Source organism: Frankia sp. CcI156, from assembly GCF_001983015.1.
GTDB lineage: Bacteria > Actinomycetota > Actinomycetes > Frankiales > Frankiaceae > Frankia > Frankia casuarinae.
Genome location: NZ_MOMD01000039.1, coordinates 26,037 through 46,104, shown reverse-complemented (window position 1 = coordinate 46,104; position 20,068 = coordinate 26,037). Strand labels below are relative to the sequence as shown.

Sequence of the window (20,068 nt, the reverse complement as noted above, 5' to 3'; positions counted from 1 at the left end):
GTGAGCACGGATGCGACGTGGGTCAGGGCACGGCGCAACGCGCGACGCGGAACCCCACGTCGTCGAGGTGGAAGGCCGGGTGGCCGCGGCGGCGTACGGAGGCCCGGCAGCTCCAGTGCTCGTCGAACCACCCGCCGCCCCGCAGCACCCGATAGGTGCCGTAGACCTCGGTGTCGTACAGGTCCCAGCACCAGTCCCACACGTTGCCCAGCATGTCGTACAGGCCCCAGGAGTTGGGCTGTTTGCCGCCCACGTCATGGATTCGCCCGTGGGAGTTGCCGCGGTACCAGGCAATGTCGTCGAGCGGCCCGTACCGCGGGCCGCTCGTGCCGGCTCGGGCGGCGTACTCCCACTCAGCCTCGGTCGGCAGCCGGTACCCCTCGGCGCGGGTGTCCCACTCGACACCCTCGCCGTCGGCCTGGACACGGTACGCGGGCGCCATCCCGTCGCGGTGGGACAGGGCGTTGCRGAACCGGACCGCGTCCCACCAGGAAACCCCCTCGACGGGCAACCGGTCCCCGTGGGCCGAACTCGGCCGCTGGCCGCCGACCGCCGCGTACTGCTCCTGGGTGACCGGAAACGCCGCGAGACAGTACGGCGCGAGCTCGACCGACCAGCTGCGCTGCGTTCGCCGGTCGGACAGCGTCACCCGCCCCGGCGGGATGGAGATCAACGTGTTTCCCACGCCCGCGTCCATGKCCGGCGATCCTACCGAGGCTCGTCCGTACGGAGAGTCCCGGTAGGATCGYGGGACGTCCGTATAGAGTGTTACTCTAGAGTGGTGCTCTATGGGAGGTGTCGGGGTTATGAGAGGTGTCGGGGTAGCGCCCAGTCGGGCCCGGCTGGTGGACGCGGCCGTGGCCTGCGTGCTGGAGCAGGGCTGGGAGGCCACGTCCATGCAGGCGGTTCGGCGTCGGGCCGGTGTCAGTAACGGCAGCCTGTTTCACTACTTCCCCACCCGGGGGGACCTGGCCGCGGCCGTGGTGGGTGCKGGTCTTGCCGATCATCAGGGCGCGCTGTGGGGTGAGCTGCACACCTCGACCGGGCCCCGTGATGGCGTGACCCGCCTGGTCACCCGCCATCTGCGGTGGGTGGAAGAGCATCCGCGGCTGGCCCGACTGCTGCTGACCGCGCCGGTCGATGTCCTGCGCGGCTCGATCGATGAGCGCACCGCCGCGGACAACCGCGGCTTCTTCGCCGCGGTGGCCGACTGGCTGCGTGGCCACGGCTGGTCCGACCGGCCCGACCTGGCGGTCGTCGTCGCGCTGTGGATCGGCCCCGCCCAGGAATACAGCCGCCACTGGCTCGCCCGCCCCGCGGGCTCCCCGACGCTCGTCGCCGACGACCTGGCCGACGCCGCCTGGCGGACGCTCGGTCCCCTGCTCACCCCGCGGAAGGAGTAAGGAGTCATGACCCGTTCCTTGCAGTGCTACCGCCGTGCGCTCGACACGTTCACCACCATCGTCACTCGCGTGCCGTCACTCGCGTGCCCGCCGACCGGTGGGACGCCCCGTCCCTCTGCCCGGTGTGGACCGGGCGGCAGTTGACYGGCCACGTCATCGACGGCCAGCAGCAGATCGTCAGCCTGCTCACCGGGCACGGCCCCCGCCCGCCCGTCACCGATCCCGCCCTCCTCACCGCCCTCGCCGGCCCCGATCCGGGCGCATCCTGGCAGCGCACCCACCAGAACACCGAACGCACCCTCGCGGCCCTGGACCCGGCCACCGTCGTGGACACCCCCCTGGGCGCCCGGAGCGTGGACGAGGTCCTCACCGTCGCCGTCATCGAGCCCCTCGTCCACGCCTGGGATCTGGCCACCACCATCGGGCAGACCGTCCAGCTCGATCCCGACACGGTGACCGCGACGCTCCCCGCCGTCGAAGCACTCGGTGGCCAGCTCGCCGCGACCGGCATGTATGCCGCCGCCCAGCCCGCGCCCGCCGACAGCCCACCCCAAGACAGGCTCCTGGCCGCACTCGGACGCCGCTGGACCCCGAGGAACTGACATCAGCAGTATCACGTGGGGGCTGATCACACGGGCTCGTGCGCCAAGTCGTCAACCGCCAAGTCGTCAACCCGCCGTCAGGCCTGCTCGCCGGAGACCGTCCGCTGGGGGCGTACGCCGTCCGGCCGGTAGATCCTGGCCGGTGGCCCGGGGGGATCGGTGCCGAGGGTGTTCCCGCAGCGGGTGGAGATCCATGTCCGGATGCCGCCGGGACGCGGCGCCGGCCGCCAGCTTTCCAGGTCGTAGGTCTCGCCGGTGGCGAAGCCCTTCCCGCCGTTCAGCRCCGGTAGCTGCGCGAAGTTCTGATGGCACGCCAGCTGGTCACGCAGACTGTCGGCAACCTCGCCGCGCAGGCCCGTCACACACCCCTGCACGGCCTGCCAGATCTCGGCGGCAACCTGGCMGGGGTCCCCGGCGCGCCGCCCCTCGGGGGTGGGGCGCACCTGGATGCGAAACCGGCCGTCCGCCCACTGCTGCACGACGATCTCCTCGACGTAGCGGCTCGGGCCGCAGTAGGGCGTGCTGGCACCGGCGGCCCGCGGGCTGTGTGTCGCCTCGGGGCTGGGGCTCGGGCTGTGCGCGGGAGTCGGGCCGCCCGGGGGATGCACCCCCGCGATGGCGTGCGGACCGGCCGGGGTGTCCGGGCCGCAGGCGACGGCGAGCAGCCCCACCGCCGGCACGCCCAGCAGAACCCGCACGAGGAGCGCGCACAGGCGCGCCCCCACGATCCCGGACGCGGTGCTCCCTGCGGTCCCCGCCATGTGCGTTCCCCCGGATCCGGTGCGGGTGGGTTCCGCAGGTTATCGCCGCGTCAACCCACCGCACCGGGCTGCCGTGAGGCGGCCTCGGGGACGAGCGTCAGCGGTGCAACGTACGGCGGCGGCCCACCGCCCGCCACACCAGCAGCACGACGATACCCCCGATGATCGAGCCGACGATGCCGGACGGTTGCAGCGCGCCCTCGCTGAGATCACGGTTGAACAGGACGTAGCCGAGGAAACCGCCGACGAACGAGCCGACGATGCCGAGCAGGATCGTCGCAGGGATACTCATCGGATCAGGTCCGGGCACGAGCAGGCGCGCGACCGCGCCGGCAACGAGACCAAGCAGCATCCAACTGACGAGGGTCCAGACCATGGAAGACCTCCGACCAATAATGATCATCGATGGCCGACCTATGATCATGGTCGACCGATGATCGAGGAGTAGGACGTCCGCCGTATACCCGACCGACCCGGTTCGTCAAACAACATCCAACAACATCCGAAACGTCGTCCTGCGGACAGCCTGCCCGTCGAGCGGACAGYCTGCCCGTCGAGATGACTGTCGAGATGCCCGTCGAGCGCCCTCCCGGACCGGGCCGGGCGCCACCGCATCATCGGCCCGGCCGTGGCCCGATCACCGGACGGGGCTGCGAACGGGGCGGCGGCCGGTCGTAACATGTGGACCAGGCCGACCGTGCGTCGGATCCCGTCCGAAGGATGGTTCCCGTGGGTGACATCGGCGCTCCCGAACTGATCATCATCATCCTGGTCGTCGTCGTGCTGTTCGGCTCGAAGCGGCTGCCCGACGCCGCCCGTTCCCTAGGCCGCTCCCTGCGGATCTTCAAGTCCGAGATCAAGGGCCTGCACGACGACGAGGCGCCGGCCCCTACCGCGGCCGTTGCCGCGGCGCCCACCCAGGTCACCGGCCCCGCGCCCGCCGCACCCCACACTCCGCCGTCGGCCGAGCCGGCCACGCCGGCCACGGGTGGATCCGGGAACCGGTCCGCCTGAGGCCCGCTGAGCGTTTCCCGCGGCGAGGCCGGGCGAGTCGCGGCGGACTAGGGTGGATCTCGATGCCCCAGGATGCCCGGACGCCCCGGCGGTGAACGACGAGACCACCAGGCCGATCGCCGGCCCCCGTGCGTTACCGGCCGGCTCCGCCGGCGCGGCACAGCCGCCGGTGCCGGTCCTGGCGCCGGGCACCGATGGACAGCTCACCGCCGATCTGCTCGCTCGGGTAGGGGACTACGCCCGCGCCGCGCGTTCCACGGCGACCTGGCGGGCCTACGACAGTGACCTGCGTCAGTTCCGGGCCTGGTGTGAACGTCAGACGGTGCCGCTGTGCCCGCTGCCGGCGACCCCGGCGACGGTCGCGGGTTACCTCGCCACGCTCGCCGACGCCGGGTACAAGCCCTCGACGATCCGCCGCCGGCTCGCCGCGATCTCCGTCTCCCACCAGCTCGGTCGCCATCCCAACCCGGCGAGCGCACCGGAGGTCTGCGCCGTCTGGGACGGTATCCGCCGCACCCGCGGGGTCCGCCCGAACCGCAARGCCGCGCTGGACACCTCCCTGCTGGCCCGGGTCGTCGCCGGGCTGCGCGACGACGACCTCGCCGACGTCCGCGACCGGGCCCTGCTGCTGATCGGATTCGCCGGCTGCCTGCGCCGCTCCGAACTCGTCGGCCTCGACGTCGCCGACCTGCTGGAGACCCCCGACGGAGTCGTCCTGACGATCCGGGCGTCGAAGACCGACCAGGAGGCCGCCGGTGCCCTGGTCGGCGTCGCCTACGGCTCCTACCGGCCGACCTGCCCGGTGCGGGCCTGGCGGGCCTGGGTGGACGCCGCCGCGCTGACCGACGGGCCGGCGTTCCGCGCGGTCAACCGGCACGGGCAGGTCGCGCCGGGGCGGCTCTACCCGGGCTCGGTGGCCCGAATCGTGCAGCGCCGGGTGGCCGCCGCCGGACTCGACCCGGCCGACTTCGCCGGGCATTCGCTGCGCTCCGGGTTCGCCACCGCCGCCGCCCGCGCCGGTGTCGCCGACCGGTCGATCATGCGCCAGGGCCGGTGGCGCTCCTCAGCGTCGCTCGACGGCTACGTCCGCGCCGGACGGCTGTTCGACCGCGACAACCCCTCCGGCCGCGTCGGGCTGTGAACCCGACCGGCCTGGGATCCGGCGTGGACGGAACCGCGCACGCGGCGTCCCCGGCATGCAGGTGCGGGTCGGGCCGGTGCGCGAGGTGGCCTTCGCCCCGGACAGCCGACTGCTGGCCACCGCCGGCGAAGCGGTGCGCGTTCAGGCGTCGCCGAGATCCTGTCCAAGGGGGAGATGGCGGTAGACGGTGGTCCGTCCGCGTCGGGTGAGCGCGGCCACCAGGTCGATCGGCACCCCGCCGGCGCGGGCGGCGCGGGCGGCCTCCCACATTCTTTCCTCCGCCTCGCAGGCAGYGTCGACCGAGGCGGACAGGGCGGCCATGAGCTCATGGTGAGCCTGCGTCCTCGGCGTCCACGGCGGGCGGGGCATCCACCCACCTTATGGGCGTACCAGATTGACATGCAAACACGTGGAAGATTAGCGTCTCAGATAGGTATGCGAACTGGGAATGTGATGCGTCTGTCGCGGCATTGCCGCATTCTGGCCCTACCCGAGCATCCGAAGGGACCTCATGATGGCCAGATACACCTGCACGTACTGCGGTATCACCTCGGACCGGGTCGCCACCAAGGCCGAGGCGTCCCATCTGCTCGCCACCCACATGCAGGTCCGCCACGGCGGGCTGGGCCGCGGCCCCCAACCGGCCGCCATCCCGCGGACCGGTTCACGTCGCGTCCGGCGCCGCTGACAGTCCCGCACCGCCCTTCGTCCCGCTCGCCCACGGATCCGGGGCCGGAGCACCGGCGGCGGCCGGTAGTGCTCAGGCGGCCGGCGACGGAGCGGCCAGTCCGATCAGCCGGTGCACACGCAACGGGACGGGCCTGCCCTGCACGACGAGGGGATCCGCCTCGCTCGCGGTGACGCTGTCCCGGACGAGATGATAAGTGGTGCCGCCGATGAAGATCTCGCCGGCGGGCGCGGCGTGTTCCAACCGGGAGGCGACGTTCACCGGGTCGCCACTGGCGCCACCGGCGACGGTGACCTCRCCGGTGTTGATCCCGATCCGCACGCGCAGCCTCAGGTCCCGGTTGTGGTGCCGTTCGGTGTTGAGCGCCTCCGTCGCGGCCCGAATCTCAAGGGCGGCGTGGACGGCGCGCAGCGCGTCGTCCACATGCGGCTCGGGAACGCCGAACACCGCGAACGCGGCGTCCCCGATGAATCTCTCGACCGAGCCGCCATGCGTGGAGACGATGGTGCGCACGAGGGTGAACGCCCGCCGCAGGACCTCCTGCAGCGATTCCGGGTCGATTCCTCTGCCGATGTCGGTGGTCCCGGTGATGCCCACGAACATGCTCGTGGCGGTGATGCAGGCGTCCCGTTCCGGGTCCTGCCGGATGTCGCCGGTATCCTCGCGTGCCATGGTCCCATCCTGACGCGCCATCCCGCCGGTGAAGACGTGATTTCCGCGCCGTGACCCGACCGGGGGATCGGACCCGGCGCCGGCGACGACTGGTCTGCCGGTCAGCGGCGGCGTGGGGAACGAGGCGACCGAGGAGAACGAGGCGACCGAGGAGAACTCGCCGACCGCCGCGGCCGGGCCGCGCTGGGCGACGACGAGGGGATCGGCACCGTCCCGGGCCCGGGGCCCGAGCCCGCCACGGGGTGCGTTCTGGGGTCCGGCCGCGTCGGGTCCGCCGTGCGCGTCCAGTGCACGGGGCGGGTCAGAGCCGGGGGCAGCGCCGTGGTGGCGTCCCCGCGGGCGGCGTCGAGCTGGGCCTGAACGACGAACAGGGCGCCGTGCAGGTTGGCGCCGTGCAGGTCGGTGTCGCGCAGGTCAGCGCCGAGCAGGTCGGCGCCGCGCAGATCCGCCCCCCGCAGATCCGCGCCGATCAGGAGGGTTCCCTGCAGCGCCGCGCCGCGCAGATCCGCCCCGGCGAGGTTCGCGCCGAGCAGGTCGGCGCCGCGGGGGCGCCGCCGGGGACGCCTGTTCCCGGCACCGCCCGGCAGCTCGGCGCGGACCAGGTCGCTGGCCTGCAGCAACAGCAGATGGACCGCCTGACGCAGCGCGGGGACGTCCACGGCGAGCAGCGTGTCGGCGTCGGCGCAGGTCAGCAGCATGGTGCGAGCGCGGGCGTCATGCAGCTCGGCGTGCAGCGGGGCGGCGGCGGGCCGGCTCAGCGCCTCGCTCAGATACCACAGCAGCTCGTGCAGCGTCCGCATGACCGCGAAGACATCGAACATCTGCCGGGCACTGTCCGGGGCCGCTCGCCAGTCCCGCCCGCCGTAGGTGACCTGGCAGACCTGCTGCCCGGMGCCGAAGCAGTCATACACGGCGCAGCCGCGGAACCCCCGCGGCCGCAGCTGCTCGTGGACGGCACAGCGGAAGCCCGCGTTCAGGTTGGGGCAGGCCGTGCCGGCGGGTTTGTCAATCGCGAAGTCCACCGAGGCGGAGAACGCCGGTGCCACGCAGCACAGCGCGAAACAGCGCCCGCAGTCGGCACGCAGCCGGCCGCGGGCGTCCCCGGTGATTCCCGCGGCGGGATCGAGATCGTCGGGCAAGGTGTGTGCCCTTCTGAACGTCGACGGGAGACATCATTCTGACAGACGCGACCGCGGAGGATGACGTCGCCACCCCCGTGTCCACCGGCCTCGGGCTGGCCGGGATACCAGTTCGCCCGCGATCCTCGCCCACGACCAGCGCCGGTTCAACGAGCACAGGGCGTCTGGTCAGCGGTCAGCGGTCAGCACCCAATGGTCATCTGGGTGGGAGGGAGGGTCGTCTCGACGTCCTGGTCGTCGAGACGACGTACTGGTCGCCGACGGATATGTCATGCTGACAGACGCGACAGCAGGGGGAGGAAGCCGGTGCGAGTCCGGCGCGGTCCCGCCACTGTCACCGGGAAGCGAACCCTTCCTGGGCAGGCTCGCCGACGAGGAGGCGGGCGTGCCCGGCGATCGCCCGACCAGGGGTCCGGAGAGGAACCCCGAGCCGCCCCGGCGGGGCGACGGGCCACGGCCGCAGCGGCGGCTGGAAGGCCGAAGGTGCGCGTCGATCCGGGAGCCAGGATACTCCGGCCGTCGCCGTGATGACCATGGGCGAGGACCCTGGGAGGACCCCGGCATGCCCGTACCACTGCCACATCGGCCATCCCGGCCGCACGCGCCGCATCGGCATCCGTGGTATCCGTCGTGTCGATCCTGTCGATCCTGTCAGYCGCAGCCGGTGCACACGACGCACCGGCGACACCCGCTTGCCTCGACGGCGTCGACACCGTGGTGAGCTTCCCGCTGTCGGCGGTGGTCGGCATGGACGACCTGCGCCTGGCCCTGCTGCTCAACGCGGTCTCCCCCACGCTGGGCGGAATCCTCGTGCGTGGGGAGAAGGGCACCGCCAAGTCCACCGCCGTGCGCGGCTTGGCCGCCCTGCTGCCCCCGGTGACGGTCACGGAGGGCTGCCGGTTCTCCTGCGCGCCCGACGCGCCGTTACCGGACTGCCCCGACGGCCCGCATCCCGCGCCGTCGCCGTCACTGACCCGTCCGGCCCGGCTGGTGGAACTACCCGTGGGCGCCTCCGAAGACCGGCTAACCGGTTCCCTCGACCTGGACCGGGCGTTGGCCGACGGGGTCAGCGTTCTGCGCCCGGGTCTGCTCGCCGCCGCCCACCGCGGGCTGCTCTACGTCGACGAGGTCAACCTGCTGGGGGACCATCTCGTTGACCTGCTTCTCGACGCCGCCGCCTTCGGGGTCGCCCACGTCGAACGCGACGGGGTGTCGGTGCGCCATCCGGCGGTGTTCCTGCTGGTCGGGACGATGAACCCGGAGGAGGGCGAGCTGCGTCCGCAGCTGCTCGACCGGTTCGGGCTGACCGTGCACGTCGCGGCCAGCCGTGACCCGGCGGTGCGCGCGGAGGTCSTCCGCCGACGGCTGGCGTTCGAAGCCGACCCGGCCGGRTTCGCCGCGACCTGGGCGGACGCGGAGGCGGAACTCGCGGCCCGGGTCGTCGCCGCCCGCGGCCGGCTCGGCACGGTCCGGCTCACCGACGCGGCGCTGCGGGCCGTCACCGCCATCTGCGCCGGCTGCGACGTCGACGGCATGCGCGCCGACGTGGTGCTGGCCAAGACCGCGATGGCACTCGCCGCGTGGGCGGGGCGCGCCACGGTGCTCGCCGCCGACATCCGTACCGGTGCCCGTCTCGCGCTACCGCATCGCCGCCGCCGCGGCCCGTTCGACGCCCCCGGAATGGACGACGAGACCCTCGACGCCGTCCTCGACGAGGCCCTGGCCGCTCTCGACGAGCGCGTCGGGGCCGAACGCGAGGCCGGCGAATGTGAAGCCGGCGAAGAAGCCGGCGAAGAAGCCGGCGGATCCGGTGCCGGGGAATCCGGTGCCGGGGAATCCGGTGCCGGGGAATCCGGGGTACCGGTGAACGATGCGCGCCCCGATGACGACCCGCCCGACGGCGGCGGTTCGGGGGGCGCGCCCCGTGGTGACGGCGGTTCCCACGGCTGCGACGGTGCGGGGGATGGGAACCGCGGCGCGGGGAACGGCGGGGATGACGGGAACGGCGGGGATGACGGGAACGGCGGGGACAGCGGGGACGGCGGGGACCGGTGGTCGGCACGGCTGTCCCCGTCGGCGTCTTCGACCGCGACGGCGTCTTCGACCCGGCTCGCCGGCGCACCGGCGGCGGCGAGCCGGCCGCGGCTGCTCACCGTCGCCGGCCTCGGAACCTCCTCGGGAGCCACCGGACGTCGATCCCCGGCCCGCGGCAGCCGCGGCGCGCTCGTCACCACCGCCGCGGACGCACCCGGCCTGCATCTGCCGGCGACCCTGCTCGCCGCCGCCCCGTTCCAGGCCGCCCGCGGCCGGTGCGGACCCGGCCTCGTGCTGGTCCCGGCGGACCGCCGTGGCGCCGTGCGCGTCGGCCGGGAGGGCAACCTGGTGCTGTTCGTCGTCGATGCCAGCGGGTCGATGGCCGCCCGCGCGCGGATGACCCTGGTCACCACGGCCGTGCTGGCCCTGCTCGTCGACGCCTACCAGCGCCGCGACCGGATCGGGATGATCACTTTCCGGGGGTCGGGAGCGGAGGTGGTGCTCGCGCCGACCTCGAGCGTGGAGGTGGGCGCGGCCCGGCTGCGCGCGCTGCCCACCGGCGGGCGGACCCCGCTGGCCGCCGGGCTGGGCCTCGCCGGTGAGGTCCTGCGCGCCGAACGGCGCCGTGATCCGACGCGGCGGGCCCTGCTCGTGGTCGTCACCGACGGCCGGGCGACCGCCGGGGACGACCCGCTGCCGGTGGCCCGCGCGCTGGTGCGCGCCGCCGGTGGCGCGGCCGGACCGGCGACGGGCGGACGGGCCGGTACCGGGGGGCGTGGCGGTGGGGGGCGTGGCGGCGGCCGGGGTGAGTTGAGCAGCGTCGTCGTCGACTGCGAGAACGGTTTCCTGCGCCTGGGCCTGGCCCAGCGGCTCGCGGGCGCCCTCGGCGGCGTCACGATCCCGCTGGACTCCCTGCACCATCTCACTCCCCGCGCGACGCCCCGCGCGACGTCCGGAAAGGTGGCCTGTTGACGCCGCAGGGACAGCCCGAGACCGTCCCCGACGACGGGCTGACCACCCGCCAGCGCCGCGACCGGCCGCTGCTGATGGTTCACACCGGCGACGGCAAGGGGAAGTCGACGGCCGCGTTCGGTCTGGCGTTGCGCGCCTGGTCACAGGGCTGGCCGGTCGGAGTGTTCCAGTTCGTCAAGTCCGCGAAGTGGCGTATCGGCGAGGAACGCGCGCTGCACGTCCTCGCCGACTCCGGCCAGGGCGGCCCGGTCACCTGGCACAAGATGGGCGCGGGCTGGAGCTGGGTACGCGAACGGGTCGACCCGGACGGCGACCCGGGTGCCGCCGCCCGGGAGGGCTGGGCGCAGATCACCCGGGACCTCACCGCCCAGACCTACCGGCTGTACGTGCTCGACGAACTGACCTACCCGTTGCGCTGGGGATGGCTCGACGTCAACGAGGTCGTCGAGGTCCTGCGTTCCCGCCCCGGCCGCCAGCATGTCGTCGTCACCGGGCGACGCGCCCCCCGGGAGCTGCTCGACGCCGCCGACCTCGTCACCGAGATGACCAAGGTCCGCCACCCCATGGACACCGGGCAAAAGGGGCAGCGGGGCATCGAGTGGTGAGCGAGCCCCGGGCGGAGATCGACATTCCCCGGCTGGTTCTCGCCGCCCCGGCCAGCGGCGCCGGCAAGACGACGGTGACCACCGGGCTGATGGCCGCGTTCACCGCCCGCGGCCTGCACGTCTCCCCGCACAAGGTCGGCCCGGACTACATCGATCCCAGCTACCACGCGCTGGCCTGCGGCCGGCCGGGCCGCAACCTCGACGCGGTGCTCTGCGGCGCGGCGCGCATCGCCGCGCTGTTCGCCCACGGGGCCCGCGGCGCGGACCTCGCCGTCGTCGAAGGGGTGATGGGCCTGTTCGACGGGGTGGCCCGTCCCGGTCCCGGTGAGCAGGCCGACCATGCCTCCACCGCGCACGTCGCCCGGCTGCTCGACGCCCCCGTCGTGCTCGTCGTCGACGTCTCCGGCGCCGCCCGCTCGATCGCCGCGCTCGTCGCCGGGTTCCRCGGATTCGACCGGCGGATCCGCCTGGCCGGGGTGATCCTCAACCGGGTCGGTTCCCCCCATCACCGCGATCTGCTCACCGAGGCACTCGACGACATCGCCGTGCCCGTGCTCGGCGCGCTGCCGCGGGAACAGGCCGTCCACACCCCCTCGCGGCATCTCGGTCTGGTGCCGGCGGCGGAACGCAGACCCGCCGCCGTCGCCGCCGTCGACCGGCTCGGCGCGCTGGTCGGATCCGCCTGCGACCTCGACGCCCTGCTGCGGGTGGCACGCACCGCGCCGCCGTTGCGCGTCGCACGTTGGGAGCCGGCCACCGTGCTCGCCGCGGCCGGACCGGCAGCGGTCACCACAGCGGACCCGGCGATGCCCGCGATGCCCGCGATRCCCGACCGGCCCCCGCGGGTCGCGGTCGCCGGGGGAGCCGCGTTCACCTTCGGCTACCCCGAACACATCGAGCTGCTCACCGCCGCGGGCGCCGACGTCGTCCCCGTCGACCCGCTGCGCGACGAGACGCTGCCACCGGGAACCGACGCCCTGATCATCGGCGGTGGTTTCCCYGAGGAGCACGTCGCCGCGCTCGCCGACAACGCCCGGTTACGCGCCGAGGTCGCCGCGTTCGCCGCCCGCGGCGGGCCGGTCGCCGCCGAGTGCGCCGGACTGCTCTACCTGGCCCGCACCCTGGACGGCGCGCCGATGTGCGGGGTTCTCGACGTGGAGGCGGTGATGGGCCCGCGGCTCACCCTCGGCTACCGCAGCGCGATCGCCGCCGCGGACAGCCCCCTGGCGGCGGCCGGGACCACCGTGCACGCCCACGAGTTCCACCGTACGGTCCTACGGCCCCCACCCGGCCGGGCGCCGTGCGACCCACGGTCGCCGTCCCCCGCCCACGGCGCCGCAGGCCCGCCCCCCGGGTCGTCGTGGGTGGCGGCGTGGTGGCTGCCGGTACCCGAAACCGCGCCCCGACCCGCACCGGGACGCGTGGCGGGTGGTGGCCGGCGCGGCGGGCAGCAGGCGGCGTCGCCGTGGATGTCCGAGGGGTTCGTGTACCGCCGGGTGCACGCCTCCTACCTGCATCTGCACTGGGCTGGACGGCCCGGCGCCGCCACCCGCCTGCTCGCCGCCGCCCGCGCGGCCCGCCGGGAGGACGGCCGGGACACCGCCGGCGCCGCACCCCGCGTCCGCGCCCCGAAGCCCGCCGGCCCACCCGGCCGGATCCAGCCCGGCGCGGCGTGACCGGAGCGGAACCGGGGGACGGGAGGCTGGTCGTCGGTGTCGGCGCACGGCCCGGGGTGACGGCGGCGGAGATCCTGGAGCTGGTCGAGGCGGCGCTGCACGACCTCGCGGCGCCGGCGAGCGCGGTGCGCCGGATGGCGACGGTCGAGGCCCGCCGGGACGAACCGGGCGTCGTCGCCGCCGCCCGCCACCACGGCTGGCCGCTGGTGGGCCATCCCGCCGCCCTGCTCGCCACCGTCGACGTGCCCCATCCCGGTGCCGCCGCCCACGCCGCGCTCGGCACCCCGAGCGTCGCCGAGGCCGCCTGTCTGATTCCCTTCGCTGTCCCCCCGTCCCCGGAAACGGCCACCCTGCCCCCGGCAACGGCCATGCCACAGCCGGTCCTGCTCGTACCCAAACGCGCCGGCCGGCGGGCGACGGTCGCGATCGCCCGGCATGGCACGCCGGATCGGGATGGCGGCGCTTCCGCGTGACCGCGGACCAGGTCGGCTGGGTGGCCGAGCGGACCACCTTTGATCAGCATCGGCTCGCGCCGCTGGTGTTGTTGACGTACTACGCGGTCACCCCACTGCCCCTTTTTGCCGCATCTCAGCGTGACCCCTATAGATCTATACACGCGGACAATGGTACGGACGGCCGGTGTTTTTCGGCGTGGTGAGCTGTTGTAATCTGGCTGTGGCCGGTGAACGGGCCGTGTCAGGACAACCGTTCAGAGCAGCTGTTCAGAGCAGCTGTTCAGAACGACATAGCGTTGAACCCAAAACATGGTGGGTCATCGTCGCGGGGGCACCGACAAGGAGTCGCATGGATCACGCGCTCTACCATGTCCTCGAACCAAGTCGCGAGTATGACGTCGAGCTGACCACAACTGCCGGGCAGTGGCCGGCCGGCCTGCGCGGACACGCCTTCGTCGTCGGTCCGTCCCAGCCGACCGCGCTCGATTTCTTCCTGACCGGGCCGGGCATGCTCACCCGGGTCGACCTGGCCACCCAGCGCTGGCAGACGCGCCGGGTCGTCACTCCGGACCTGGCCATTCTCGGCGCGCTGCGCTCGGTGCTGCCGCCGGCGGAGCTGGCCGGGTTGCTGGTGGGCGCGCGACCGGCGGTGAGCCACACCGCGCCGCATTTCTTCGGCGACCGGCTGCTGTTGACCTCCGATCGGCAGCGGCCGGTGGAGTTCGATCCGGTCACCTTTGATTTCAAGAGTTTTCTCGGTGGCGTGGACGAATACCCGCAGGTCGGCGCGCACCCGCTGTTCCCGGGTGTGCAGACGACGTCCCATCCGGTCGTCGACCTGGACGACGGTTGCCTGTGGTGGTGCAACATCCACCTACGCCCCCGGGGAAATTCGAYGGCCGATGTCGAGGGGCCGCTGTGGGTGGTGCGCTGGGACGGCAGCGGCGCGTYGGAAAGCTGGCACGTACCGGGCGCCCGCATCGTGCAGGGCACCCACGAGGTGACGGTGACCAGGGACTACGTCATCTTCACCGAAATCGGTTTCCGGCCCGAGCCGGGCAGCGTCGCCGGCCGGAACCGGACCAGGCCGCACCAGCCGTTCACCGATATCTATCTGGTGGCGAAGAGGGATCTGACCACCAGACGGGTGGGGGGCGCTGTCCCCGTGGCGCACGCCCGGGTGCCCTACGAGTCGTTCCACGAGTTCGCCGACTACGCCCAGGACGGCGACGACATCACCCTGTACGTCGCCCACTCGAACGGCTGGGACATCAACTACGCGATCACCGACACCGACACCGTCTGGGGGTCCGGGAAGCACTTCCCGGCCAGCCTGCGCGGATTTCTCCCGACGCCGGTCGACGCCTCACCGGTGGGTCGGTACGTCATCGCCGGACGCACCGGCGAGGTACGCGCCACCCGGTACTTCCTCGAGCCCCGGCGGCACTGGGGCACCCTGCTCTACGCCAGGGACCTGCGACGCCCGGCCCTGGAACGCGGCCGGTACCTGTGGCAGGCGTATTGGGGAGCACCGCCGGACAGCCTGGTCAGCCGGGTCGTCGAGATGTACCGCGACCACCCGCACCGGGTCGTGCCGGTGGATCAGCTGCCGGCCGGCGGGACTGCCTCGTCGGTGGTGTGCATCGACCTCGAGACGATGACGGAGAAGTGCTCGTGGTCGTTTCCGACCGGCACCATCGGCGAGTCGCCGGTGTACGTGCCGGTCACCGGCGACGGCGACGTCGCGCCCGGCGGAGAGAACGGCGATGGTAGTGGGGACGGATGGCTGCTGGTCTTCCTCAAGCACGCCGACMGCACCGAGATCCAGGTCTTCGACGCGCTCGCGCTCGATGCCGGCCCCGTCGCCGTCGCCACCGCGCCCGGGCTGAAGATTCCGGTTCTGTTCCATTCCGGGTATGCGGCGAGCATCCGGTCCGTCGACACCGGATATCGCCGGTTCTTCGCGGACGACCTCGGTACCGCCTGGAGAAGTCTCGGGCCGACCGTGCGCAGGGTCGTCGCCGACGTCCTGGACCGGCTCGGCTGACCGGTGGACGGGGCTGACCGGCACGGGTGTGCGACGCTCGTTCAGAAGGGTTGACTGGATGTACGACGCAATTGTGGTGGGTGCCCGGTGCGCCGGTTCCCCGCTGGCCATGCTGCTGGCCCGGCGCGGCCACCGKGTGCTGCTGGTCGACCGCGCGACCTTTCCGGCGGACACGCTGTCCACCCACTATCTGCCCCAGGCCGGGGCACACCAGCTGGCCGGTTGGGGGCTGCTTGACCGACTTGTCCGAACCGGGTGTCCGCCGATCACCGAGATGACGCTGTCCTGGGAGGACAGCGTCATCACCGGCGGCGTCGATCCGGTGGACGGCATCAGCGCGGCCTACGCACCCCGGCGCACCGTGCTGGACGCGATGCTGCTGGACGCCGCGCTCGACGCCGGCGTCGAGGTCCGCCTGGGCTACCCGGTGACCGACGTACTGGTAGCCGACGGCCGCGCGGTGGGTATCCGCGGTGGCACCCGGCGCTCCGGCGGCGCCGCGGCCGAGGATCGGGCCGCCATTGTCATCGGCGCGGACGGCCCCCGCTCCACGATCGCGGCGACGATGAACGCCGCCTTCTACAACGTCGTACCGGCCGCCAGCTTCATCTACTACTCGTACTGGAGCGGCCTCGACCGGCAGCACAGCGCCCGCTTCCGCAACGGGGCCCAGATCGGCTGCTGGCCGACTAACGACGGCCTGACCGTGGTTGCGGTTATGCGGCGGCGGGAGCGCCTGGCCGAGTTCCGGGCCGACGTGCCGGGAAACTTCCTCGGTGTCGTGCGTGCCGTCTTCCCCGAGTTGGCCGACGAGCTGGCCACCCGCGGCCGGCGCGAGGAACGCTTCCACGGCTCCCTCTACCCCGACAACTACTACCGCGCAGGCCACGGGCCGGGCTGGGCGCTGGTCGGCGACGCCGGTTACCACCGCGATCCCGTGACCGCCCAGGGCATGCTCGACGCCTTCACCCAGGCGGACCTGCTGGCGGCCGCGGTGGACCGCGGCCTGTCCGGGCAGCAGCCGATGAACGCCGCCCTGGCGGATTTCCAGCGGCATCGCGACGAGGCGACCGCCGCGTCCTACCGGCTTGCCTGCACGGTAGGCGAACTGGCGTTCCCCCCCGAACTGGCCGCGCTGCTGGTGGCCGCGGCGAACAGTCCAGAAACCCGGAAAAAGTTTCTCGGTATGGTTGCCGGCTTCGTTCCGCTKGCGGAGTTCTTCGCCCCGGCGCACCTGACCGAACCGAAATGCTCTCCAACGAATCCTGACCCTGAACCCTGAACCAACCCCCGCCCCCAGCCGGCAGGAATCGAGATCATCCAGTGCTCGACACCACGCTCGAAGTCAGCCTGCACATTCCACTGTCCGCAGCGGAGATTTACGCCTTCATGGCAACTCCCGACAACTGGGTCGGCACCTTCGCTGCGACGAAGGCGGTCCGCGGGGAGAACACCGACCGCCCGGTGCCGGTGGGGGCACGATTCGTCGACGTCATCGAGGTCGCCCCGGACACAACCGTCGAGGTCGAGTGGACGGTCACCCGCGACGAGCCCGGAGCCATCTGGCAGATGACCACCRACCCCGCCATAAGCGCCGACCCGGCCGACGGCACTGTCCACATCGTCATCACCTACACCTTCGCCGGCGGCACAGAAACGGAGCTCGCCGCCGACACCGTAGCCGCCGCGGCCGGCTCTGCCGGTGCCGGTGCCGGGACGCTGGTCACCCGTGCCCTACGCGCCACCTACCTCGGCAACTCGCCCATTCCCCTGGCCTACCGCGACAGCTGGACAGACCAGGCTGGCCCAGCCCACTTCCTGCAGACAGTCCGGGAAACTCTGCTCAATACCAGGTCCACCGGCCGGCGGCCTTGACGTCTCATCAGCTTTGACCTACCAGAGCCGGGGATCGCGTGTTCTCCGGGTGATACGCCMCGCGCCCACGGTCGTGCCGTGCGGCTCCCCGCCACCGGTAATCTTCAGCGACTCARCCGAACGGAGGACAAACACGAATCTTTCTTCCCGAGGTTTCTCAGCCCCATGCGACGCCAGACGGGATCGCCGCATCGGCGCAGGCGTCGGCGATCAGGTCCAGGGACAGGCCGAGGACCCGCGCCAGCGCGGCGACGGTGAAGAACGCCGGGGTCGCGATCCGGCCCGTCTCGATCTTGCGCAGCGTCTCCGCCGACAGCCCGGCCGCCGCGGCGACCTCGACCATGCTGCGGTCCCCCCGGGCGGTGCGCAGCAGGGCGCCCAACCGCTCCCCGCGTTCGCGTTCCAGCCGGGTCAACGGCGTCCGCACCATGGCCATGATGGTAGTACCGGCATGCCCCTACCCGACTCCGCACCACAACCGTGATACTAATAACGGTATAAGAATTGGTCACGGGTGCKGGTCCGAGCCCGCCGGCCGAGCAGGGGCGGGTGAGGCCTGCGGTGGGGTCTGGGCCTCGTCGTGGAGAACCTGCTGATCCGACYGGTGAAACCGGCCCTTTTCCAGCTATCCTGTCGGGGTGGTGGTGCAGCTACGGCTGGAGYGGGACGCGCGGGCGTTGACCGAGGTCGTCACTCGACTTCGGCGGGTGCTGCGGACGAGTATCCGCAGCGACTACCCGTGGGAGGCCCTGCCGATGGCCCAGGTGGAGTTGTTGCAATGCCTGCAGGAACGCGATGGCGCGCGGGTGGGCGAGCTCRCCGGCCTRCTCCACCTGGCCCCGAATACGGTGAGCACCCTGGTGCAACAGATGTCGGACGCGGATCTTCTGCGGCGGSTCACCGACCCGGCCGACCGGCGCGCGGCCCGGGTGTCGTTGACCGAGACCGGTACCCGCCATCTGCAGGGGTGGCGCGAGGCCCACGAACGCAGGCTCGGCGACRCACTGGGCCGGCTCGCCGCCGCCGACCAGGCCGTTATTGTCGAAGCCTTGCCGGCCCTGTCACGCCTGGTCGAACAGCTCGATGACCGCCGCCCGGCCGACCCGTCCTCCGTCGCCACCGGCGGACCCTGACCGCAGGTTCCTCGGGAGGCGTGCCGAACCGGTTGCCGCCGCTGCGGGATCACGCCCGCCGGCTTCGCGGACGCCGCCGCGCCCGGGCTGGTGCTGGCGCAGGCGATCGGACGGTGGGTAACTACTTTCAGGACCTCGGCGTGCTGCTGCTCGCCGCCGACCGGCGCTGGGCCTTTCGCCGGGGAAGGCTGTTCGCCCTGTACGTCGCGGCCTACACCGCCGGCTGCCAACGCCGCGTGCCCACCTCCAGCGGCCGGCCTGGCATCCGCCCCCGCACCGGCCTACTCTGTCTGAAACAGAGTTTATCTGTCACAGACAGAGCTGGGGAGCCGCGCCCTGCCGTGAGCGGCTTCCGCTGGAGGAGCAGGTAGCCATGGACCCGGGCGTGCGTACCTCCGCATCCCGCAACACCCTGATGTCGCTGCTGGCCCACGAGCGGGCCCGCCCTCGCGCGGTCCGCGACCTGCCGGGCGGCTGGTGRCTGGCGGTCGCCACCGTGTGCTTCGGCGCGTTCATGGGCCAACTCGACGCCAGCATCGTCACCCTGGCCTACGGGCCGCTGTGCGCACAGTTCCACGCCCCGCTCGCTGCAGTCACCTGGGTCTCCCTGGCCTACCTGCTCACCCTGGTCGCCCTGCTGGTGCCCGTCGGCCGGCTCGCCGACGCCCACGGCCGCAARCAGTTCTACCTCTACGGACTCCTCGTCTTCACCGCCACCTCGGCCGCCTGTGGCCTGGCTCCCAGCCTCGCCGCTTTGATCGGTTCCCGCGTCGCGCAGGCCGTCGGCGCCGCGATGCTGCAGGCCAACAGCGTCGCCCTTGTCGCCACCAGCGCACCCCGCCCGAGGATGCGCGCCGCCCTGGGCGTCCAGGCCGCCGCCCAGGCCCTCGGCCTCGCTCTCGGCCCCACCCTCGGCGGAGCCCTGGTCACCACCCTCGGCTGGCGCTGGGTGTTCGCCATCAACGTCCCCGTCGGGACAATCGCCCTCATCGCCGGCTACTACCTGCTACCCCGCACCCGCCAGCGCACCGACCCTGCCCCCTTCGACTGGCCGGGCCTGGCCCTCCTCGCCACCGCCACCACCACCCTGCTGCTGGCCATCTCGGCCGTCTCCGGCCTGAACCTGCCCTCCGCGGCCACCGCCATCCTCGCCATCCTCGCCCCGCTCGCCGGCTACGGCCTCGTCCAACGGGAACGCCGCGCGCCGGCACCCCTGATCGACCTGCGCCTCCTTCGCATCCCTGCCCTCGCGGGGGGACTCGTCGGCGCGCTGTGCGGCTACCTCGTCCTGTTCGGCCCGCTCGTCCTGGTCCCCGTCGTCCTCACCGACCGCGGCACCTCCCCCCTGCACGCCGGGCTGGTCCTCRCCGCCCTGCCCGGAGGCTTCGCGCTCGCCGCCAGCGGCGCCGGGGCGGTCCTACCCGACCGGTGGAGCGACCGCCGCCGCTACGCGCTCGGCGCCGTCACCTGCACGATGGYACTCGCCGCCGCACTCGCCGTGCCACTGTCCGCACCCTGGCTGATCCCCCCGATGGCCATGCTCGGCCTCGGCCTCGGCGTCTACACCCCCACCAACAACACCACGATCATGAGTGCGATCCCGGCCCACGCGTCGGGTACCGGCGGCGGACTGGTCAACATGACCCGCGGTCTGGGCACCGCCCTCGGCGTGGCCATGGTCACCCTCGCCGTCCACCTCGCCGCCGGCGCCACCGGACCCCGCCTGGCAATCRTCGGCCTCACCGCGGCATCCCTCCTCCTGTTCACCCCCCTCCTCACCCCTAGCCGGGGCATGAGGAACATCGGAACGGAAAACAGCGCCAGGTGCTGATCTAGTACTCCCGTGACAGT

At 72.7% G+C, this 20,068-nt stretch carries 21 protein-coding genes and 1 pseudogene; 15 read left to right on the top strand and 7 right to left on the bottom strand.

Going from position 1 to position 20,068, the window contains the following annotated elements:
• Nucleotides 1-22: 22 nt before the first annotated feature.
• A complete protein-coding gene (locus CcI156_RS15400; protein ID WP_076806410.1) occupies nt 23-697 on the bottom strand; it encodes an SUMF1/EgtB/PvdO family nonheme iron enzyme in 675 nt (224 codons plus the stop codon).
• Nucleotides 698-806: 109 nt separating this feature from the next.
• On the opposite strand from CcI156_RS15400, the gene CcI156_RS15395 reads away from it, so the two are divergent.
• Nucleotides 807-1,403, top strand: coding sequence for a TetR/AcrR family transcriptional regulator (locus CcI156_RS15395; RefSeq protein ID WP_011436724.1), 597 nt, complete (start codon nt 807-809; stop codon nt 1,401-1,403).
• Nucleotides 1,404-1,426: 23 nt separating this feature from the next.
• Nucleotides 1,427-2,005, top strand: coding sequence for a TIGR03086 family metal-binding protein (locus tag CcI156_RS15390; protein ID WP_051875312.1), 579 nt, complete (start codon nt 1,427-1,429; stop codon nt 2,003-2,005).
• Between the two features lie 77 nt (nt 2,006-2,082).
• Here CcI156_RS15390 and CcI156_RS15385 read toward each other — a convergent pair whose 3' ends face one another.
• Nucleotides 2,083-2,766: a DUF2599 domain-containing protein gene (locus CcI156_RS15385; RefSeq protein ID WP_076806408.1), complete on the bottom strand. Its 684-nt coding sequence runs from the start codon at nt 2,764-2,766 to the stop codon at nt 2,083-2,085.
• 97 nt (nt 2,767-2,863) lie between these two features.
• On the bottom strand, nt 2,864-3,142 hold the full coding sequence (locus CcI156_RS15380; RefSeq protein WP_011436721.1) for a GlsB/YeaQ/YmgE family stress response membrane protein: 279 nt from the start codon (nt 3,140-3,142) through the stop codon (nt 2,864-2,866).
• 353 nt (nt 3,143-3,495) lie between these two features.
• Between CcI156_RS15380 and tatA the strand changes: the two genes are divergently transcribed.
• Nucleotides 3,496-3,780, top strand: coding sequence for a Sec-independent protein translocase subunit TatA (gene tatA / locus CcI156_RS15375; protein ID WP_011436719.1), 285 nt, complete (start codon nt 3,496-3,498; stop codon nt 3,778-3,780).
• A gap of 91 nt (nt 3,781-3,871) precedes the next feature.
• Entirely contained in the window at nt 3,872-4,921 is a 1,050-nt protein-coding gene (locus tag CcI156_RS15370; protein WP_108913407.1) for a site-specific integrase, read from the top strand.
• A 141-nt stretch (nt 4,922-5,062) separates the two neighbouring features.
• On the opposite strand, the gene CcI156_RS15365 is transcribed toward CcI156_RS15370, so the two are convergent.
• Nucleotides 5,063-5,290, bottom strand: a complete 228-nt coding sequence (locus CcI156_RS15365) for a hypothetical protein (protein ID WP_217697702.1) — start codon at nt 5,288-5,290, stop codon at nt 5,063-5,065.
• A 142-nt stretch (nt 5,291-5,432) separates the two neighbouring features.
• On the opposite strand from CcI156_RS15365, the gene CcI156_RS25725 reads away from it, so the two are divergent.
• A complete protein-coding gene (locus CcI156_RS25725; RefSeq protein ID WP_023841343.1) occupies nt 5,433-5,609 on the top strand; it encodes a hypothetical protein in 177 nt (58 codons plus the stop codon).
• A 72-nt stretch (nt 5,610-5,681) separates the two neighbouring features.
• Here CcI156_RS25725 and CcI156_RS15360 read toward each other — a convergent pair whose 3' ends face one another.
• Both CcI156_RS15360 and CcI156_RS15355 read right to left on the bottom strand, forming a co-directional pair.
• The gene (locus CcI156_RS15360) at nt 5,682-6,281 is read right to left on the bottom strand and encodes an adenylate/guanylate cyclase domain-containing protein (RefSeq protein ID WP_011436715.1); all 600 of its coding nucleotides are present in this window, start codon (nt 6,279-6,281) and stop codon (nt 5,682-5,684) included.
• Between the two features lie 101 nt (nt 6,282-6,382).
• Entirely contained in the window at nt 6,383-7,420 is a 1,038-nt protein-coding gene (locus tag CcI156_RS15355; RefSeq protein ID WP_076806404.1) for a pentapeptide repeat-containing protein, read from the bottom strand.
• 747 nt (nt 7,421-8,167) lie between these two features.
• On the opposite strand from CcI156_RS15355, the gene CcI156_RS15350 reads away from it, so the two are divergent.
• The 7 genes from CcI156_RS15350 (at nt 8,168) to CcI156_RS15320 (ending at nt 17,084) form a co-directional block, all read left to right on the top strand.
• Nucleotides 8,168-10,426 (top strand): VWA domain-containing protein, encoded by a 2,259-nt coding sequence (locus CcI156_RS15350; protein WP_371681811.1) that lies wholly within the window; start codon nt 8,168-8,170, stop codon nt 10,424-10,426.
• Nucleotides 10,423-11,031, top strand: coding sequence for a cob(I)yrinic acid a,c-diamide adenosyltransferase (cobO, locus tag CcI156_RS15345; protein ID WP_011436712.1), 609 nt, complete (start codon nt 10,423-10,425; stop codon nt 11,029-11,031). Before CcI156_RS15350 ends, cobO begins: the two co-directional genes overlap by 4 nt.
• A complete protein-coding gene (locus CcI156_RS15340) occupies nt 11,025-12,707 on the top strand; it encodes a cobyrinate a,c-diamide synthase (RefSeq protein ID WP_076806401.1) in 1,683 nt (560 codons plus the stop codon). The genes cobO and CcI156_RS15340 overlap by 7 nt, the downstream gene beginning before the upstream one ends.
• Nucleotides 12,704-13,180 carry a cobalamin biosynthesis protein gene (locus tag CcI156_RS15335; RefSeq protein ID WP_011436710.1) on the top strand — a complete coding sequence of 159 codons (477 nt, stop codon included), beginning with the start codon at nt 12,704-12,706 and terminating at the stop codon, nt 13,178-13,180. The genes CcI156_RS15340 and CcI156_RS15335 overlap by 4 nt, the downstream gene beginning before the upstream one ends.
• 331 nt (nt 13,181-13,511) lie before the next feature.
• Nucleotides 13,512-15,209, top strand: a complete 1,698-nt coding sequence (locus tag CcI156_RS15330; protein WP_076806399.1) for a carotenoid oxygenase family protein — start codon at nt 13,512-13,514, stop codon at nt 15,207-15,209.
• Between the two features lie 58 nt (nt 15,210-15,267).
• A complete protein-coding gene (locus CcI156_RS15325) occupies nt 15,268-16,491 on the top strand; it encodes an NAD(P)/FAD-dependent oxidoreductase (protein WP_023841339.1) in 1,224 nt (407 codons plus the stop codon).
• A 41-nt stretch (nt 16,492-16,532) separates the two neighbouring features.
• A complete protein-coding gene (locus tag CcI156_RS15320; RefSeq protein WP_076806397.1) occupies nt 16,533-17,084 on the top strand; it encodes a hypothetical protein in 552 nt (183 codons plus the stop codon).
• Nucleotides 17,085-17,241: 157 nt separating this feature from the next.
• On the opposite strand, the gene CcI156_RS15315 is transcribed toward CcI156_RS15320, so the two are convergent.
• Nucleotides 17,242-17,514 carry a helix-turn-helix domain-containing protein gene (locus CcI156_RS15315; RefSeq protein ID WP_035941703.1) on the bottom strand — a complete coding sequence of 91 codons (273 nt, stop codon included), beginning with the start codon at nt 17,512-17,514 and terminating at the stop codon, nt 17,242-17,244.
• A gap of 214 nt (nt 17,515-17,728) precedes the next feature.
• Between CcI156_RS15315 and CcI156_RS15310 the strand changes: the two genes are divergently transcribed.
• The 3 genes and pseudogenes from CcI156_RS15310 (at nt 17,729) to CcI156_RS15300 (ending at nt 20,048) form a co-directional block, all read left to right on the top strand.
• The gene (locus tag CcI156_RS15310; RefSeq protein WP_076806434.1) at nt 17,729-18,217 is read left to right on the top strand and encodes a MarR family winged helix-turn-helix transcriptional regulator; all 489 of its coding nucleotides are present in this window, start codon (nt 17,729-17,731) and stop codon (nt 18,215-18,217) included.
• Between the two features lie 30 nt (nt 18,218-18,247).
• Nucleotides 18,248-18,441, top strand: a pseudogene (locus CcI156_RS26995) (prolipoprotein diacylglyceryl transferase); the annotation flags it as partial.
• A gap of 149 nt (nt 18,442-18,590) precedes the next feature.
• Nucleotides 18,591-20,048 (top strand): MFS transporter, encoded by a 1,458-nt coding sequence (locus tag CcI156_RS15300; RefSeq protein ID WP_139341517.1) that lies wholly within the window; start codon nt 18,591-18,593, stop codon nt 20,046-20,048.
• Nucleotides 20,049-20,068: the final 20 nt, after the last annotated feature.

Bases quoted from the DNA above. Each gene is read 5' to 3' on its own strand.
- CcI156_RS25725 (WP_023841343.1), top strand. From the start codon at position 5,433: ATGATGGCCAGATACACCTGCACGTACTGCGGTATCACCTCGGACCGG.
- CcI156_RS15315 (WP_035941703.1), bottom strand. From the start codon at position 17,514: ATGGTGCGGACGCCGTTGACCCGGCTGGAACGCGAACGCGGGGAGCGG.
- CcI156_RS15380 (WP_011436721.1), bottom strand. From the start codon at position 3,142: ATGGTCTGGACCCTCGTCAGTTGGATGCTGCTTGGTCTCGTTGCCGGC.